At 58.7% G+C, this 16,531-nt stretch carries 16 protein-coding genes; 7 read left to right on the forward strand and 9 right to left on the reverse strand.

Going from position 1 to position 16,531, the window contains the following annotated elements; translation table 11 throughout:
• Window positions 1-502 (reverse strand): hypothetical protein (locus AC3WP7_RS09850; RefSeq protein WP_492599324.1); only part of this gene is annotated, 502 nt, incomplete at its 3' end.
• 195 nt (window positions 503-697) lie between these two features.
• Window positions 698-1,270, reverse strand: coding sequence for a DUF2780 domain-containing protein (locus AC3WP7_RS09855; protein ID WP_092242187.1), 573 nt, complete (start codon window positions 1,268-1,270; stop codon window positions 698-700).
• Window positions 1,271-1,405: 135 nt separating this feature from the next.
• Between AC3WP7_RS09855 and AC3WP7_RS09860 the strand changes: the two genes are divergently transcribed.
• The 5 genes from AC3WP7_RS09860 to AC3WP7_RS09880 all read left to right on the forward strand — a co-directional run bounded on the left by AC3WP7_RS09860 (window position 1,406) and on the right by AC3WP7_RS09880 (window position 3,975).
• Window positions 1,406-1,864: an anti-sigma factor domain-containing protein gene (locus AC3WP7_RS09860; protein ID WP_093120769.1), complete on the forward strand. Its 459-nt coding sequence runs from the start codon at window positions 1,406-1,408 to the stop codon at window positions 1,862-1,864.
• Between the two features lie 396 nt (window positions 1,865-2,260).
• The gene (locus AC3WP7_RS09865; RefSeq protein WP_170856043.1) at window positions 2,261-2,416 is read left to right on the forward strand and encodes a hypothetical protein; all 156 of its coding nucleotides are present in this window, start codon (window positions 2,261-2,263) and stop codon (window positions 2,414-2,416) included.
• A 206-nt stretch (window positions 2,417-2,622) separates the two neighbouring features.
• Window positions 2,623-2,976, forward strand: a complete 354-nt coding sequence (locus AC3WP7_RS09870; RefSeq protein ID WP_092242181.1) for a hypothetical protein — start codon at window positions 2,623-2,625, stop codon at window positions 2,974-2,976.
• A 53-nt stretch (window positions 2,977-3,029) separates the two neighbouring features.
• Complete coding sequence (locus AC3WP7_RS09875; RefSeq protein WP_092242177.1) at window positions 3,030-3,434, forward strand: DUF3757 domain-containing protein; 405 nt, start codon at window positions 3,030-3,032, stop codon at window positions 3,432-3,434.
• Window positions 3,435-3,591: 157 nt separating this feature from the next.
• On the forward strand, window positions 3,592-3,975 hold the full coding sequence (locus AC3WP7_RS09880) for a hypothetical protein (RefSeq protein ID WP_078050475.1): 384 nt from the start codon (window positions 3,592-3,594) through the stop codon (window positions 3,973-3,975).
• A 46-nt stretch (window positions 3,976-4,021) separates the two neighbouring features.
• Here the strand turns inward: AC3WP7_RS09880 and fdhA are convergent, their stop codons facing one another.
• From fdhA to glyA, 7 genes are all read right to left on the reverse strand, one after another.
• Complete coding sequence (gene fdhA / locus AC3WP7_RS09885; protein WP_016972852.1) at window positions 4,022-5,221, reverse strand: formaldehyde dehydrogenase, glutathione-independent; 1,200 nt, start codon at window positions 5,219-5,221, stop codon at window positions 4,022-4,024.
• A gap of 180 nt (window positions 5,222-5,401) precedes the next feature.
• Window positions 5,402-6,259 carry a formyltetrahydrofolate deformylase gene (gene purU / locus AC3WP7_RS09890; protein ID WP_005792124.1) on the reverse strand — a complete coding sequence of 286 codons (858 nt, stop codon included), beginning with the start codon at window positions 6,257-6,259 and terminating at the stop codon, window positions 5,402-5,404.
• A gap of 10 nt (window positions 6,260-6,269) precedes the next feature.
• On the reverse strand, window positions 6,270-6,902 hold the full coding sequence (locus tag AC3WP7_RS09895; RefSeq protein WP_093527297.1) for a sarcosine oxidase subunit gamma: 633 nt from the start codon (window positions 6,900-6,902) through the stop codon (window positions 6,270-6,272).
• A gap of 103 nt (window positions 6,903-7,005) precedes the next feature.
• Complete coding sequence (locus AC3WP7_RS09900) at window positions 7,006-10,023, reverse strand: sarcosine oxidase subunit alpha (protein WP_102591838.1); 3,018 nt, start codon at window positions 10,021-10,023, stop codon at window positions 7,006-7,008.
• Window positions 10,020-10,322, reverse strand: coding sequence for a sarcosine oxidase subunit delta (locus AC3WP7_RS09905; RefSeq protein WP_010207083.1), 303 nt, complete (start codon window positions 10,320-10,322; stop codon window positions 10,020-10,022). The genes AC3WP7_RS09900 and AC3WP7_RS09905 overlap by 4 nt, the downstream gene beginning before the upstream one ends.
• A gap of 15 nt (window positions 10,323-10,337) precedes the next feature.
• On the reverse strand, window positions 10,338-11,588 hold the full coding sequence (locus AC3WP7_RS09910; protein WP_010207084.1) for a sarcosine oxidase subunit beta: 1,251 nt from the start codon (window positions 11,586-11,588) through the stop codon (window positions 10,338-10,340).
• A 22-nt stretch (window positions 11,589-11,610) separates the two neighbouring features.
• A complete protein-coding gene (glyA, locus tag AC3WP7_RS09915; RefSeq protein WP_071490289.1) occupies window positions 11,611-12,864 on the reverse strand; it encodes a serine hydroxymethyltransferase in 1,254 nt (417 codons plus the stop codon).
• A 407-nt stretch (window positions 12,865-13,271) separates the two neighbouring features.
• Between glyA and AC3WP7_RS09920 the strand changes: the two genes are divergently transcribed.
• Both AC3WP7_RS09920 and AC3WP7_RS09925 read left to right on the forward strand, forming a co-directional pair.
• A complete protein-coding gene (locus AC3WP7_RS09920) occupies window positions 13,272-15,470 on the forward strand; it encodes a hypothetical protein (protein WP_092242169.1) in 2,199 nt (732 codons plus the stop codon).
• Between the two features lie 21 nt (window positions 15,471-15,491).
• Window positions 15,492-16,520, forward strand: a complete 1,029-nt coding sequence (locus AC3WP7_RS09925) for an NAD(P)/FAD-dependent oxidoreductase (RefSeq protein WP_093120756.1) — start codon at window positions 15,492-15,494, stop codon at window positions 16,518-16,520.
• Window positions 16,521-16,531 lie beyond the last annotated feature (11 nt).

The raw sequence follows: 16,531 nt of genomic DNA on the forward strand, positions 1-16,531 counted from the left end.
TTAGCAGGCCGTCACTGCCCTTCACAAAGAATTTACCGCCTTCAGGGATCACTTTGTCTGCAGGCCACTCTTTGGCCGGGGTGATTTCTTTTGGCAGGCCACCACTGCCCTTCACAAAGAATTTACTGCCTTCGGGGAACCCTTTGTCTGCAGGCCACTCTTTGGGCGGGGTGATTTCTTTTAGCAGGCCGTCACTGCCCTTCACAAAGAATTTACCGCCTTCAGGGATCACTTTGTCTGCAGGCCACTCTTTGGCCCCGCCACTAAAAGAAGTCAGGAGTTGTTGAAACCCAGCCACCAAATTAGTGAGTGCCCGGTCAGGGACCGACCCATTAATCACCGCGTCCAAGTCATTTCGCAAGTTGTGCAGTAAGTTCGCGTTCAACCCCATATCATGCAAAAAATTGGGGGCAGTCAGCACAGGCTTGGTGCTCTGCAAGTTGGCGCCAATCTGGTTATATTGATTCTGAAGCGTTGTTTGCTGCGGATTAACAGATGTCATTAGTTCACCATTAATTCAGTCGATTTGCCCTTCAAACAGCACCGAAGTGATGCTGCGAAGGGTACAACTGCGTGGCACTCAGACTTCCTACCGTTCCTACCGCTTTACTACAACTCATTGCGCCGATAATCCAACTCATCATGAATAATGACGCAGAAATAATTACAGGAAATGCACTCCTTGGAGAAAGGGCGATTAACCGCCTGTACCCCAGGCCTTGGCCAGCTTGCCCAGCACCGAGCTGCTGGCACCCTGACCACCAAGGTATTGCAGGATCACCGGGGCAAACTGGCCGACCATGCCACTGTCCATGCCCAGGGCGCTGAACGCGGTGTTCAGGTCGTTGGTGTTCTTCACGTTACCCAGCAGGCCATCCAGGCCGCTGGTCTTGCTACCGCCAGCCTGGCCGAGCATCCCGCTCAAGGCCCCGAGGCTGCCCAACGCATTATTCCCCGACAGTTGGTCGAGGCCAGGCACACTATTGCCCAGTTGCGAATAGTCGTTGCCGCTCAATTTGTTCTTGGCCAGGCCCAGCATTGCGCCCGTACCGCCGACCGCTTGCTCGGGGGTGATGTTCAGTTGCGAGGTCAGGGCGCTCAGCAACCCGGCCGTCTCGGACGACGGCGCTGCTGCCGCTGCCTTGTTGTTACCACCCTGCATGCCGGAAATGGCATTGGCCGCGTCGCCAAGGCTGAACCCTGCGGCAAGCACCGGGCCGGCTGCCAGGGTCATCAGGCAGGAAAGGGCGAAACCGCGTGAAATCTTCATCGAAACAACCTCTGGGTGTAGGGGTGAAAGCAGGCGTTTGACTGGGTATCCGACGCATTGTTCCGGGCGGGCCGAGGAACCCAAGGGGAATACCAGAGTCCATGAAATGACTTCAACACAGCCAGGAATAGCCATATGAGCGCCACACGCCCCCAAGTGATTGAGCCAACGTCCCCATTCTGGAGCCGCCCACGTGTGTTTATCGGCGCCTGCATGGCCATCGTCGCCGGCCTCGGTGGCGCGCTCTACACCCAGGATAACGTCAAGTCCGCCGCCACCCTGGTGACCACGGCCCAGCAGCCGGCCGCTCAAATCATTGCGCACAAGGATTACCTCGAAGTTGAACCGATCGCCACGGCGGCCCCCGAGCCGGACCGCAGCCTGGAACTCTGGGCCATTCCAGAAGGCAGCGCGCCGGTTTCCCTGGGGCTGTTGCCGGAAGATGGCAAAGGCATTATCGGACTCAACCCACGCCAGCAGAAAAGCATCCGCAAGCCGGTGGAGTTGATGGTGAGCTCGGAGACCAAGGGTGGTTCCATCAGCAAACAGCCGACGGGGCCGACCGTCTACCAGGGCGCACTGGCCACACGCTGATTCCCCAAACACCACACACCCATGTGGGAGGGGGCTTGCTCCCGATAGCTGTAGTTCAGTCACAACTTTACTGACTGAGCCACCGCCATCGGAGCCCCCTCCCACATTGACATTCAGTGCCTGGGTGACTTGCTCGTGGCAAGGGATGGCGCTTTATAGTTCGGCCGTCGTCCACATGGCGACACGGGTTTGGCGACCCGGTGAATGGTGCAAAAGCTTCTGCTTTTTTGCAGGCCCTTTTGCGTCCGCAATAGCCGCTTTCATGGTGGCTGTGCGCGGGAGACCTTCGGGTCTGCCGGTTCCATTCCCGGCTCGCCAACCTGCGTACAGCTGCCACCCAATTCGTTTGGCGACGAATATATGTGTAGCCCACCTCTACTTGAATGGGTTCAAAACATGAACCGATACATGCCGCTCACCGGCCACGACAGCGCCACCCCATCCCTGCACACCGACACCCTCGTCCCCCAGGACTTCGACCTGCTATGCGCCATTCCGCTGTGCGACGGCTGCGATTTGCTCGATGTCATCAGCCGGCGATTGCAGGCTTAAAAAATTGCCGCAAAAAGGGCGATGCCCTGTCGCCCTTTCTGTACCTGCGTATGCTATTTCTGGCAGCTTCAAATATACCGACTCCCATATAAAACGAATTTCTCATACCGAATAATTATAAATTACTGTCATTTCTAACAGTACCCCACGCTAGCAAACCGTCTTAGCATTCAGACTTCACCTCACAATTCAATTAAGGATCAGATATGAATTATCAATTCGCCGTAGGGATGCTGGCTGCTTGTGTATTGGCCGGGGGCGCTCATGCAGCTGATATCGAGGACTGCCCGGCAACTAAAACCATTAAATCTGAAGCATTCCAAGAAACCATCCAAGGTAATAGCGTCGACGGTTTCAAATACACCGCCAAGAGCGGTGGTAAGGAGTGGACGGGCCAAACAGGTAACACTAAAGATGATTACCTGGCACCTGAATATGAACTCAAAGCAGAGACGTTCAATGTAGTGAATGGAAAGCAGCGCTGTGACTACGGAGGCAAAACGCTGATAAAAAATGGTGAAACTGCAGTTCCTAATCTAAGACTCACAGCACCGCAATAATTAATAAGGGCGACTTTGCGGTCGCCCTTCCCGCAACCCACAGGAGGCGGGTAATGAGAAGCTCACTGCTTGCAGGTATGTTGGCCACGATGGCCCTGGTGCACACTGTCGGTGCAGCGACCTCCACCTGTCCCTCGATCCAAGCCATCAAACAAACGGAGATGATCAATGGCGGTTACCGCTATGAGGCGTCACAACCTGATGGACGGGCCTGGATAGGTGAAAACCCGTTGGCTGCCGCTTCATACTTGAATGATTCGACCTTTCACGATGCCCGGTACGATGCAAATAACAAAACCGTCACCTGCACCTATAAGGGCCCCATGAATAACGACGCGAGCTTTTCGGTCACGCTCAAACCTGTGTCTGCCTGGAACCTTATCCCTCCTATTGGCGAGTGGAAAGGCACGTATTGCGAAGCCCTGGCAATTTCCAAGTGTTCATTTACGCATCAGTAAAAACGTCATCCGAATCATTCCGACCGTTCACGTTCACAAATCCTCAGCCAGCCGCCGACGTGCTTGCGGAACTGTAGGCCCGGCACGGCCCACCCAAGGCAGCCTTCTCACGATTTTCGACGCGAAGGTTCAGCCACAAACAAGGAACTGTGACGAGATGATCGGATTGATACCCAATATTTTTGCTGCCGCTACCGCACTCAACCTTCTCGATTTTCGCAGGCCACACCAGGCTTCGTCGGGCCAGGCCATCGACATCGGCCAATGCCCAGCCGTCAGCGACATCCACTCCAAACCCTACACGGACCCTGACCTGCCACCGCCCTACGGCGAAGGATATGAATACTCGGCCCACACCAGGGGCAGGACATGGAAGGGCCAGACAGCCGGAACAGATGACGATTATCTAGCCCCCAGGTACGCACTCAAGGCAGAGACCATCACCCAGACAGAGGGAAGGCTACGTTGTGACTATGGCGGAAAGACTGTCGTTGAAGAGGGTGTAACAGCCACTCCCTACCTGCGGCTCAACTCACAATAAATAATAAGGGCGACCCTGGGGTCGCCCTTATTATTTGCCCTGCTCTTTATGCCGCACTGAACAACTTATGCGGATCAATCACAAACTTCTTCGGCACGCCCGCATCGAACTCGCCATAGCCGCGCGGTGCGTCATCCAGGCTGATCACCTGCACACCGACGATTTCAGCAATGTTGATACGGTCCCACATGATCGCCTGCATCAGCTGGCGGTTGTACTTCATCACCGGCGTCTGCCCGGTGTGGAAGCTGTGGGATTTAGCCCAGCCCAGACCAAAGCGAATGCTCAGGCTGCCCATTTTTGCGGCGGCGTCCACGGCACCCGGATCTTCGGTGACGTACAGGCCAGGGATACCGATCTTGCCCGCCACGCGCACCACGCCCATCAGCGAGTTGAGTACGGTGGCCGGCGCTTCGGCCTTGACCCCTTCATGACCATGACCACGGGCTTCAAAGCCCACGGCATCGACGGCGCAGTCCACTTCCGGCTCGCCCAGCAGTGCGGCGATCTGTTCGTGCAACGGGGTGTCCTTGGACAGGTCGGCAATCTCGAAGCCCTGAGCCTTGGCGTGAGCCAGGCGGACCGGGTTGACGTCGCCGATGATCACCACTGCGGCGCCCAGCAGGCGGGCGGAGGCGGCAGCCGCCAGGCCCACAGGACCGGCACCCGCGATGTACACAGTGCTGCCCGGACCAACGCCGGCAGTGACGGCCCCGTGGTAGCCCGTCGGGAGAATGTCGGAGAGGCAGGTCAGGTCGCGGATCTTCTCCATGGCCTTGTCGCGATCCGGCAGTTTGAGCAGGTTGAAGTCGGCATACGGCACCAGCACGTATTCAGCCTGGCCGCCGGTCCAGTCGCCCATGTCAACATAGCCATAGGCGCCACCGGCACGGGCCGGGTTGACGGTCAGGCACACACCGGTGTGTTGCTCTTTGCACGAGCGGCAACGCCCGCACGCCACGTTGAAAGGCACCGAGACCAGATCGCCGATCTTCAGGTTCTCGACGTCGCTGCCCTTCTCGATCACTTCACCGGTAATTTCATGACCGAGCACCAGGCCGGTCTGGGCAGTGGTGCGGCCGCGCACCATGTGTTGGTCGGAGCCGCAGATGTTGGTGGAGACCACGCGCAGGATGACGCCATGCTCGATCTTCCTGCCACGGGGGTCCTGCATTTTGGGATAGTCGATTTTCTGTACTTCGACCTTGCCGTTGCCGAGATACACGACACCACGATTACCAGACATGCTTTCACCTCGCTGTTGTTTTTATGGAACTGCGTTGCCCGTTGGGTGGGCAGCGCGTTTAAGTGCTCGGGTACAGATGCTGTTCTTGCGTTGTTAGTGAGGGCCTCATCGGGGGCAAGCCCGCTCCCACATTCGACCGCATTCCAAAGGTGGGAGGGGGCTTGCCCCCGATGGCGTCAGTCAGAGCACCACCGTCCGATTGGCGTTCAAAAACACCCGCCGCTCAATGTGATACCCCACCGCCCGGGCCAACGTCAGCCCTTCGATATCCCGCCCCTTGGCAATCAAGTCCTCGGGATAGTGGCTGTGGTCCACCACCTCCACGCCCTGGGCGATGATCGGGCCTTCGTCCAGGTCGTTGTTGATGTAATGCGCCGTGGCGCCTACCAGCTTCACGCCCTTGTTATACGCCTGGTGATACGGCTTGGCGCCCTTGAACCCCGGCAGCAACGAGTGGTGAATGTTGATGGCCTTGCCATCGAGCTTGCGGCACAGCTCCGGCGACAGCACTTGCATGTAGCGCGCAAGGATCACCAATTCGGCGCCAGTGTCTTCCACCACCTGCCACACCTGACGCTCCTGGGACGGTTTGTCGTTGGGGTCGAGGGGGAAATGGTAGTAGGGAATCTGGTGCCAGTCGGCCAAGGGTTTCAGATCGGGGTGGTTGGACACCACCGCGACCACGTCCATCGACAGTTGGCCGATGCGCTGGCGATACAGCAGGTCGTTGAGGCAGTGATCGGCCTTGGATACCATGATCACCACTTTTGGCCGGTAGTTCGGCGCCGTCAGCTCGAAGATCATGCCGAAGGCTTCACCGCGGGTGGCCAGACCATCGCGGAACGCCTGTTCGTCAAAACCGTCGGGCTGGCGGAATTCCACGCGGATAAAGAACCGGCCCGAAAGCCGGTCATCGAACGAGTGGTGCTCGGTGACGTAGCAACCCTGCTCGAACAGGTAGCGGGTGACCGCGTCCACCGTGCCGAGCACGCTGGGGCAGTCGGCGGTCAAAATCCATGTATCGGGTGCGCGGCTCATGGCTCATTCCTCAGGCTTGGACGCTCAGGCCGAACTCGGCCGATGCATCCTGCAACCACAACCACCAGTAATCCGAGAAGCTGCGACGGATCACCAGCTCCCAGGTGTCTTCAGCCGTGTGGCGGATCACCAGTTGCGACTTGGCGAACACCGTGCCCACTGCCTTGCCCACCGGGAAGTTGCTGGGGTGCACGTCGTAGCTGGTGGACTTCATCAGCACATCGCGCACGTTCGGGCCGCTGAGTTCGAGGATCTGCTGACCGCCGCTGACATTGACGACCTGGATATGCAGGTCGCCCAGGGCGGCGCGCAGGTTTTGCTCGGCGGCGAATTCTTCACCGCTTGGCACGATCAGCAACCACTCATCCGGGCCGAGCCATTGCAGGCTGGTTTCGCCCTTGACGATCACTTGCAGCGCGCCGGGCAACTCGATGCCGATGGCTTTGTGCACGCCGGCGGCGAAAGCTGCGTCATGGCCGTCGCCACGAATCGTCAGATGGCCCAGGAGTTTCTTTTCACGCACGGTCACGCCGGCGTTCTTGCGGCCCTTGCCGACCAGGCTGGCGAGGTCGGCGTGGTGCAGCGACGACTCGGCCTTGGCGCCGGAGGTGGGGCGTTGTTGGTAAACATTGGCTGCTGTCATAAAGCACCTGTTCTGAATTCTGTTGTGAGGCTGCTGACCTCATCGGGGGCAAGCCCCCTACCACAGGGGAATGCATTTCAACTTGAGGGAGGGGCTTGGCCTGTCAGATGTTCTGGCGATCGCCTTTGGGGTCGAAGAACACCGAAGAAACAATCTCCGCCTCGATCACGCTGCCATCGGCCTGCGGTGAGAACACCCGCTCGCCGATACGCTTCAAGCCGCCCTTGACCACACCCAGCGCAAACGAATAGCCAAGGGAGTTGTGGGCGTAGCTGGAGGTGACGTGACCGACCATCTTCATCGGGATCGATTGCTTCGGATCAAACACCAGCTGCGCGCCTTCCGGCAGCCACACCTTCGGATCGACCGGCTTCAAGCCCACCAGTTGCTTGCGTTCTTCACGCACACAGTCTTCACGGTTCATGCCACGCCAGCCGATCCACGAGAACGGCTTGGTACGGCCCACGCACCACCCCATGTTGAGGTCATCCGGGGTCATCGAGCCGTCAGTGTCCTGGCCGACAATGATGAAGCCCTTCTCGGCCCGCAATACGTGCATGGTCTCGGTGCCGTACGGGGTCAGGTTGTACTTTTTGCCGGCGTCGACGATTTTTTCCAACACACCCATGGCGTAGTCGGCCTGCACGTTGACTTCGTACGACAGCTCACCGGTAAACGAAATGCGGAACACCCGCGCCGGTACGCCGCCGACCAGGCCTTCTTTCCAGGTCATGAACGGGAACCCGTCCTTGTCCAGGTCGATGTCGGTGACTTCCGCCAGCAGCTTGCGGCTGTTGGGGCCGGACAGGGTCATGGTCGCCCAGTGGTCGGTGACCGAGGTGAAATACACCTTGAGGTCTGGCCACTCGGTCTGTTGGTAGATTTCCAGCCATTGCAGCACACGGGCAGCGCCGCCGGTGGTGGTGGTCATCAGGAAGTGGTTGTCGGCGAGGCAGGCAGTCACGCCGTCGTCGAAGACCATGCCATCTTCCTTGCACATCAGGCCATAGCGCGCCTTGCCCACGTCGAGCTTGGTCCAGGCGTTGGTGTAGATGCGGTTGAGGAACTCCCGCGCGTCGGGGCCCTGGATGTCGATCTTGCCGAGGGTGGACGCATCCAGCAGGCCGACGCTGTCACGCACGGCCAGGCATTCGCGTTTGACGGCGGCGTGCAGGTCTTCACCGTTGCGCGGGAAATACCAAGGGCGCTTCCACTGGCCGACGTCTTCAAACTCGGCACCGTTCTTCACGTGCCAGGCGTGCAACGCGGTGTAGCGCACCGGTTCGAAGATGTGTCCACAGTGACGGCCCGCTACGGCGCCGAAAGTCACCGGCGTGTAGTTGGGACGGAACATGGTGGTGCCCATCTGCGGGATGGTCACGTTCAGCGAGCGGGCGGCAATGGCCAGGCCGTTGACGTTGCCCAGCTTGCCCTGGTCGGTGCCGAAGCCCAGCGCGGTGTAGCGCTTGACGTGCTCGACCGACTCGAAACCTTCGCGAGTGGCGAGTTCGATGGCGGCGGCGGTCACGTCGTTCTGCAGGTCGACGAATTGCTTCGGCGCCCGTGCAGTCGGCTTGTCGTGCGGTACTTGGTAAACCGCCAAAGTCGGCTCTTCCAGGCGGCTCAGCGCTTTGGGCAAGGTGCCTTCCACCGGCGCGAAACCGGCTTCGCTGGCCGCGCGCACGCCGCCTTCAAAACCATCCGCCAGGGAGTCGCCAAGGCCGTAGACCCCGTTGATCCCACCGACACACACGCGTTTCTGCGGCGCTTCGCCGGGTACAAACCCGAGGATATCTTCACGCCAGGTCGGCTTGCCGCCCAGGTGCGAAGCCAGGTGAACTACCGGGCTGTAGCCGCCGGAGCTGGCTACCAGGTCGCACTCCAGCCATTCGCCTGGGCTGGTGACTTTATGCGCTTTCACATCGATCGCGGCCACGCGGGCGGCTGTCACGTGCTTGCTGCCACGGGCTTCGATCACGGCGCTGCCGGTGAGGATACGAATGCCTTTGGCGCGGGCTTCTTCCACCAGCGCACCGCGTGGGTTGTGGCGAACATCGGCCACGGCCACCACGTGCAGGCCGGCATCGAGCCAGTCCAGGGCAACGCGGTAGGCGTGGTCGTTGTTGGTCGACAGCACCAGCTTCTTGCCCGGTGCCACGCCGTAGCGACGCACGTAGGTGGAGACCGCACCGGCCAGCATGTTGCCCGGCACGTCGTTGTTGCCGTACACCAGCGGACGCTCGCACGCGCCGGTCGCCAGCACCACGCGCTTGGCACGCACACGGTGGATACGCTGACGCACCACGCCAATCGGCGCACGGTCACCGAGGTGATCGGTGAGGCGCTCGTGAATGGTCAGGAAGTTATGGTCGTGGTAGCCATTGACGGTGGCGCGGGGCAACAGCACCACGTCCGGCAGGGCCTTGAGTTCAGCGATGACGCTGGCAACCCATTCCGCAGCCGGCTTGCCGTCGAGGCTTTCACGCGAATCCAGCAGCGAACCACCGAACTCTTCCTGCTCGTCGGCGAGGATCACGCGGGCACCGCTGCGGGCGGCGGCCAGTGCGGCAGCCAGGCCCGCAGGGCCGGCGCCGACGACCAGCACGTCACAGTGACGGTTGAAGTTGTCGTAGGTGTCCGGGTCATTCTCGGTCGGCGAGCGGCCGAGGCCGGCGGCCTTACGAATGTACTTCTCGTAGGTCATCCAGAACGATTGCGGGTACATGAAGGTTTTGTAGTAGAAACCCGGAGGCATCAGCTTGCCGCCGACCTTGCCGAGGATGCCCATCACGTCATTGTTGACGTTCGGCCAGCCGTTGGTGCTGGTGGCGACCAGGCCTTGGTACAACGCCTGTTGCGTGGCGCGCACGTTGGGAATCTGGGTGGCTTCGGTGGCACCGATCTGCAGCACCGCGTTCGGCTCTTCGGCGCCGGCGGCAAAGATGCCGCGAGGGCGCGAGTACTTGAAGCTGCGGCCGATGATGTCGACGCCGTTGGCCAGCAGGGCTGCGGCCAATGTGTCGCCTTCAAAGCCTTTGTAGGTCTGGCCGTTGAAAGTAAACGTCAGGACTTTATTACGGTCGATCCGGCCACCGTTGGACAGGCGATTGGTCTGGCTCATACCTTCTCTCCAGAGGCCTTGGCGGTGAATTGTGGCTTCTCACCGATCTTGTAGGTTTCAAGAATTTCGTAGGTCAGGGTGTCGCGGGTCGCGTTGAAGTACTGGCGGCAACCGGCAGCGTGGATCCACAGTTCGTGGTGCAGGCCGCGCGGGTTGTCGCGGAAGAACATATAGTCGCCCCACTCTTCATCGGTGCAGGCATTCGGGTCCAGCGGGCGCGGAATATGCGCCTGGCCGGATGCGTGGAATTCCTCTTCGGAGCGCAGTTCGCCACAGTGAGGACAGAAGATATGCAACATAGGGAATTTCTCCTGTTAGTGGGCGACGGCCGCAGCGCCGTGTTCGTCGATCAACGCACCGTTGTGGAAACGGTCGATGGAAAAAGGTGCCGCCAATGGGTGCATTTCACCCTTGGCCAGGCTGGCGGCAAACACGTTGCCTGAGCCCGGCGTGGCCTTGAAGCCACCGGTGCCCCAACCGCAGTTGAAGAACATGTTCGGCACCGGAGTCTTGGAGATGATCGGGCACGCATCCGGCGTGGTGTCGACGATGCCGCCCCACTGACGGTTCATGCGCACGCGGGACAGCACCGGGAACATCTCGACGATGGCCTGGATGGTGTGTTCGATCACCGGGTACGAGCCGCGCTGGCCGTAGCCGTTGTAGCCGTCGATACCGGCGCCGATCACCAGGTCGCCTTTGTCGGACTGGCTGATGTAGCCGTGTACGGCGTTGGACATGATCACGCTATCGATAATCGGCTTGATCGGCTCCGACACCAGCGCCTGCAGCGGGTGGGATTCGATGGGCAGGCGGAACCCGGCGAGCGAAGCCATGTGCCCGGAATTACCGGCAGTGACTACACCGACGCGCTTGGCGCCGATGAAGCCCTTGTTGGTTTCCACGCCGATGCACACGCCGTTTTCCTTGCGAAAGCCGATCACTTCGGTCTGCTGGATCAGGTCCACGCCAAGGGCGTCGGCGGCACGGGCAAAGCCCCAGGCCACGGCATCGTGACGGGCCACGCCGCCGCGCCGTTGCACGGTGGCGCCGAGCACCGGGTAGCGGGTGTTTTTCGAGCAGTCGAGGTATGGGATCTCGTCGGCCACTTGCTTGGCATTGAGCAATTCGCCGTCCACGCCATTGAGGCGGTTGGCGCTCACACGGCGCTCGGAATCACGGATGTCCTGCAAGGTGTGGCACAGGTTGTACACGCCACGCTGGGAGAACATCACGTTGTAGTTCAGGTCCTGGGACAGGCCTTCCCACAGTTTCATCGCGTGTTCGTACAGGTGCGCCGACTCGTCCCACAGGTAGTTGGAGCGCACGATGGTGGTGTTGCGCGCGGTGTTACCGCCGCCCAGCCAGCCTTTCTCGACCACGGCCACGTTGGTGATGCCGTGTTCTTTGGCCAGGTAGTAGGCGGTTGCCAGACCATGCCCGCCGCCGCCGACGATGACCACGTCGTAGACTTTCTTGGGGGTCGGCGTGCGCCACATCTTCTGCCAGTTTTCGTGGTGGCTGAGGGAGTGCTTGAAGAGGCCGAAGCCCGAGTAGCGTTGCATAGTCATTACTCCAAAACCGCGCTCAGCGATAAACCGGGAAATCAGCGCACAGGGCAGACACGTGCTTGGCCACGTTGGCCTCGACGTCGGCGTCGCCGAGGTTGTCGAGGATGTCGCAGATCCAGCCGGCCAGTTCGATGCACTGCGGCACTTTGAAACCACGCGTGGTCACCGCCGGGGTGCCGATGCGCAGGCCCGAGGTCACGAACGGCGACTGCGGGTCATTCGGCACGGCGTTCTTGTTGACGGTGATGTGGGCGCGACCGAGGGCGGCGTCCGCCTCTTTGCCGGTGAGGCCCTGACGGATCAGGCTGACCAGGAACAGGTGGTTATCGGTGCCGCCGGACACTACATCGTAGCCGCGTTTGATAAACACGCTGGCCATGGCCTGAGCGTTGTCGATCACTTGCTGCTGGTAAGCCTTGAAGCCTGGCTCCAGCGCCTCCTTGAAGCACACGGCCTTGCCGGCGATGACGTGCATCAGCGGGCCGCCCTGGGCGCCGGGGAATACGGCGGCGTTGAGTTTCTTTTCGATCTCTTCATTGGACCTGGCCAGGATCAGGCCGCCACGAGGACCGCGCAGGGTCTTGTGGGTGGTGGTGGTGACCACGTCGGCGTAGGGCAGCGGGTTCGGGTACAGGCCGGCGGCAACCAGGCCGGCGACGTGGGCCATGTCGACGAACAGCAGCGCCCCCACTTTGTCCGCGATCTGACGGAAGCGTGGGAAATCCAGGGTCTTGGAGTAGGCGGAGAAACCGGCCACGACCATTTTCGGCTTGTGCTCCACCGCCAGGCGCTCGACTTCGTCGTAATCGATCAGGCCGGTGTCGGTGTTGATCCCGTATTGCACCGCGTTGTACAGCTTGCCCGAGGACGACACCTTGGCGCCGTGGGTCAGGTGACCGCCGTGGGCCAGGCTCATGCCCAGGATGGTGTCGCCGGCGTTCAGCAGGGCCAGGTACACGGCGCTGTTGGCGGACGAACCGGAGTGTGGCTGCACGTTGGCGTAATCGGCGCCGAACAGCTGCTTGGCGCGCTCGATGGCCAGGGCTTCAACTTTGTCCACATGCTCGCAGCCACCGTAGTAGCGCTTGCCTGGGTAGCCTTCGGCGTATTTGTTGGTGAGGCCGCTGCCTTGGGCTTGCATCACGCGTTTGCTGGTGTAGTTCTCTGACGCGATCAACTCGATATGATCTTCCTGGCGCTGCTCCTCGGCATTCATGGCCGCCAGCAGTGCGTCGTCATATCCCTGGATCTGGTCTTGTTTGCTGAACATCGCGTCTCTCCCAGCCTTTCGTATTGTTGAGGCCCGTGCAGGGCCCTTTGATGCGATGGTAGGGCTGGCGCAGACAGGTCAAATGCCTGCGCACGCCATGCAAAGGTGCGTTTACGACATGGGTTGCTGGTCGACCTCGTTTTCAACGTACACGAAGAGGCAGGCACCTGCCCGGCAGAAAGTTTTTATATACAAAAAACCTACTGAAAGAGGCTTCTTACAAAAACCACTAACAGGCAAACATTAAAATAAACTTTGAAAATACCCAACCAAATAACCACTTACAAAACATCTTTTGCATTTCACCCTACATGAGAACTTAATTGCTCGCCGAGCAATACCTCGACTCGCGCAACAATCCGGCAACGCTATCTTGAAACTGACTTTTAAACCGCAGGAGAACAAACATGGCTTTAATTGATCAAGTCAAAGATATTTGCACCCGATTGGCCCCTGGTGGCTGGCATAACTTACTGCTTCATCACGGCCTTAACATCCTTGCACCGTCCTTGCAAGACGAACTTCGTAACATCTTAAAGGTGGATCGAACACTCGCCGGCTTTGAAGACTTCGCGTTAAGCGGAGTACGCGGCATTGAACCCGGCAACCCAGCACTCAGTTTGCTGTTTCACGCACTGGCCAACGCTAACGTAACAGTGGATGCGAAAGGTAATCCACTTCAGATTTACCCTACGGCTGCCGAGTTGGAAACGGTCATGAACTATGTTTACGGCAGCCAACCACCCAGCCTCCAGCAATTAAAAGAACGCGCCAATGGTGCGCCCATGGCTGTGGTCGTCTTTGCTAATGAGTACCGACCGGCACCTGATACAGTTCACAAAGAACAGGCCGATATGTGTTTTTCACGAACCGGCATATCACGCGTTGGCACCGCTGAACCTTTGTACGATGCGCAAAGTAGGGGGTTCCTACCTTTTGTTGCAGATGACAACCACGCCATTCGTGTCTTGCCTGCTCGATACGCCGCCTACATCGCCATCCAACGCAAGGGAGACGCCACAACTTTCGGCCCTATGCGCGTGCGCGAAGAGGACGAAACCCACGATTTTTGGGTACCCCTGCACAAACTGTTCAACGGCACCGAGTGCATTGCAGGTCTGAGCCTTGACGTCCAACTGACAGCGATGCACAAAAACGAGAAAATACGCCGCCTACACTTAATGTTGGGCGCCGGGTCGGGCTGGGAAGAACCAGACATCAGTCAACCACCTTTTGTCATAACCGAAGGGCTCGGCAACTGGCTTTGCGAACAGGAATTCGGCGCGGGGCTCATGGCAGCCTCGCCACGCAGATTTCTGGTTGAGGCGGCGCAATACAAAGGTAAACCGTTGACCTTCAACGTACCAAAATCGCCAAGGCTGTTAGCATCCACCTTGATCGGGCCCGAAAACGCTCCGGAATATGTGCACATTCGCCATAAAGTTGACGACGCCGGCAACCTTGTTAACTTCAACCAACAGCCAGGCATCCTCAGTGAGCTGGAAAAAGGCGACTTCCGAGCCCTGCATTACCTGGACTTTACCGCAGACGGCTGGATTCAAGCTCAGTGCCCAGCGCTGGACACCGCTTTTCCAACTCGCATACCCGCCTACTCTTTGCTGTGCGCTCCCGACTTCTACCCTCTGTGTAATCAGCGGCATCTGAGCGAGTGGCTGGAGACCCTGAGTCCGGACATTCAAAAAACCGTGTTTCAGACGCCCCCTGAATGCCTGTCCGATTCTCGCTATGCGGCCAATATCCAGTCTTTTCCCACCCTCTTTTCCAGCACTGATGTCAGCGTAACTGCGATTGTGGGTCACCATGGGTCAACTGTTGGGCAGTCGACTGCGGCAAAACCTGATACAGCGTCGGCAAAACGTGCCTCATGCCTTCCAGATGCCGCAGCGGGAGTCTTTGCTCCTGGCTGGGATGTCGGTGCTGTCGAATACGAGAGTAGCTCGGGGGCCGTGCCGCACCTCGCAGCCTACAGGCTAGGCAGCCCTTTTCCAGAGGACGCAAAACTGTGTGCCGCGCTCAGTTCATTTTGGCCGGCAGTCGCTCCTGACGCCGCTCAATCCTTTGAACCCGACGCCGGAGCGGGCCCGACGATTAAACCGATGCTCGATCAGGAAATTGGCATAACTTCCGGTTTTTCTTGGGACGGCATCCCCGCACCACACAGTATTATTACCAACAACGTGACACAAATTGCTTATCACAGTTATCGCTATGGTGATTATACGGAAAGCGCTCTGGAAGGTAAGTTCTCACTCGCCCTGACCGGCAAGATTGATACATTGGAATACCAAAGACGTATTGATGCATTCCGACGCGTCAAACTTGCACTCGGCTCCCTGCATGAAAAATGGTTTATACGCTCGTTCAAAACTATAACTTCCGACGATTTAAGAGAGCTCGATTCCCCTCTAAATTCAAACGTCACCCTTGATACCACAGCATATCGATTCGAACTCTATCGCTATGAACCAAGCGCCTCTCCACATTTCAATAAAACCCTAATCAAAGTCATAGAAACTTCAAATTATCTCGTCTGGCCACATGTGATCTTTCACCAATCAGGCACGCGTCCATGGCAACCCGTTTAACCACAGCTAAAGTCCGACACGATGAATGACTACGATGTCGTCATAATAGGCGCTGGCCCGGCAGGATGCGCGGCGGCTATTGCTTGCGCTCAACATGGCCTGAGGGTGGCCATTGTTGAGCGCCTTTCATTTCCTCGCGAACGTCCTGGCGAAACACTGCATCCTGGCATTGAGCCTCTTCTTAAGCAGCTAGGCGTGATGAACCAAGTGCAGGCGGGCAAATTCATCAGGCCTTTTGGAAACTGGGTAACCTGGGATAAGGAGCGCAACTTTACTCCCTTCGGAAATGATGCCGATGGCGCTTGGTCAGGGTTTCAAATACCCAGGTCCATATTGGATGGCTTTTTATTGGCGAAGGCAATCGCGCTGGGGGTCCATGCCCTGCAGCCTTGCCATGCAAAAAAGGTACTCCTGGAAAACGGTCGCGTCATGGGCGTACAAACCCTTACCGGGACTCTGTCTTGCCGCCAGCTTGTGGATGCCAGCGGCGCTCATGGCTGGCTCACACGTCAGCTCGGGCTGGGATCACGTTGCTACTCACCGCCACTTACGGCCCTGTATGGCTATACGAGCGGAACCATCGACGAAAGTGCACTGGGTATTTTCGCCGATCGGCTGGGGTGGTATTGGACCGCACACGTAGGACGAAAGCTGTATCACTGGACACGCCTCTATTTTGAGCACGATCAGATCTGCAAGGCATCTGCTGTTCCATCCTCCTTCGAACACCTGACCCGCGTGGGGAAAATGCAGGGTGCCGATGTTACTTGGAGAATCTGCGATCAATCGGCAGGCAGTGGCTACTTCATCGTGGGAGACGCCAGCGCGGTGATAGATCCGGGCGCCTCTCATGGGGTTCTTAAAGCACTAATGTCAGGAATGATGGCCGCCCAGGCTGTCGTCGAAGGATGTGCCAACCCAACGAATCAACAGGTTATTTCCCTGCAGTACCAACGATGGATACGGGACTGGTTCGAGAGCGATGTAAAAAGAATGCGTGAACTGTATCGTGCCCATCCGTTCCCTCCTCCGTGGCTTGAAAAGCCATAGCCAATACGGCC

The organism is Pseudomonas sp. FW305-3-2-15-C-LB1 (assembly GCF_058787615.1).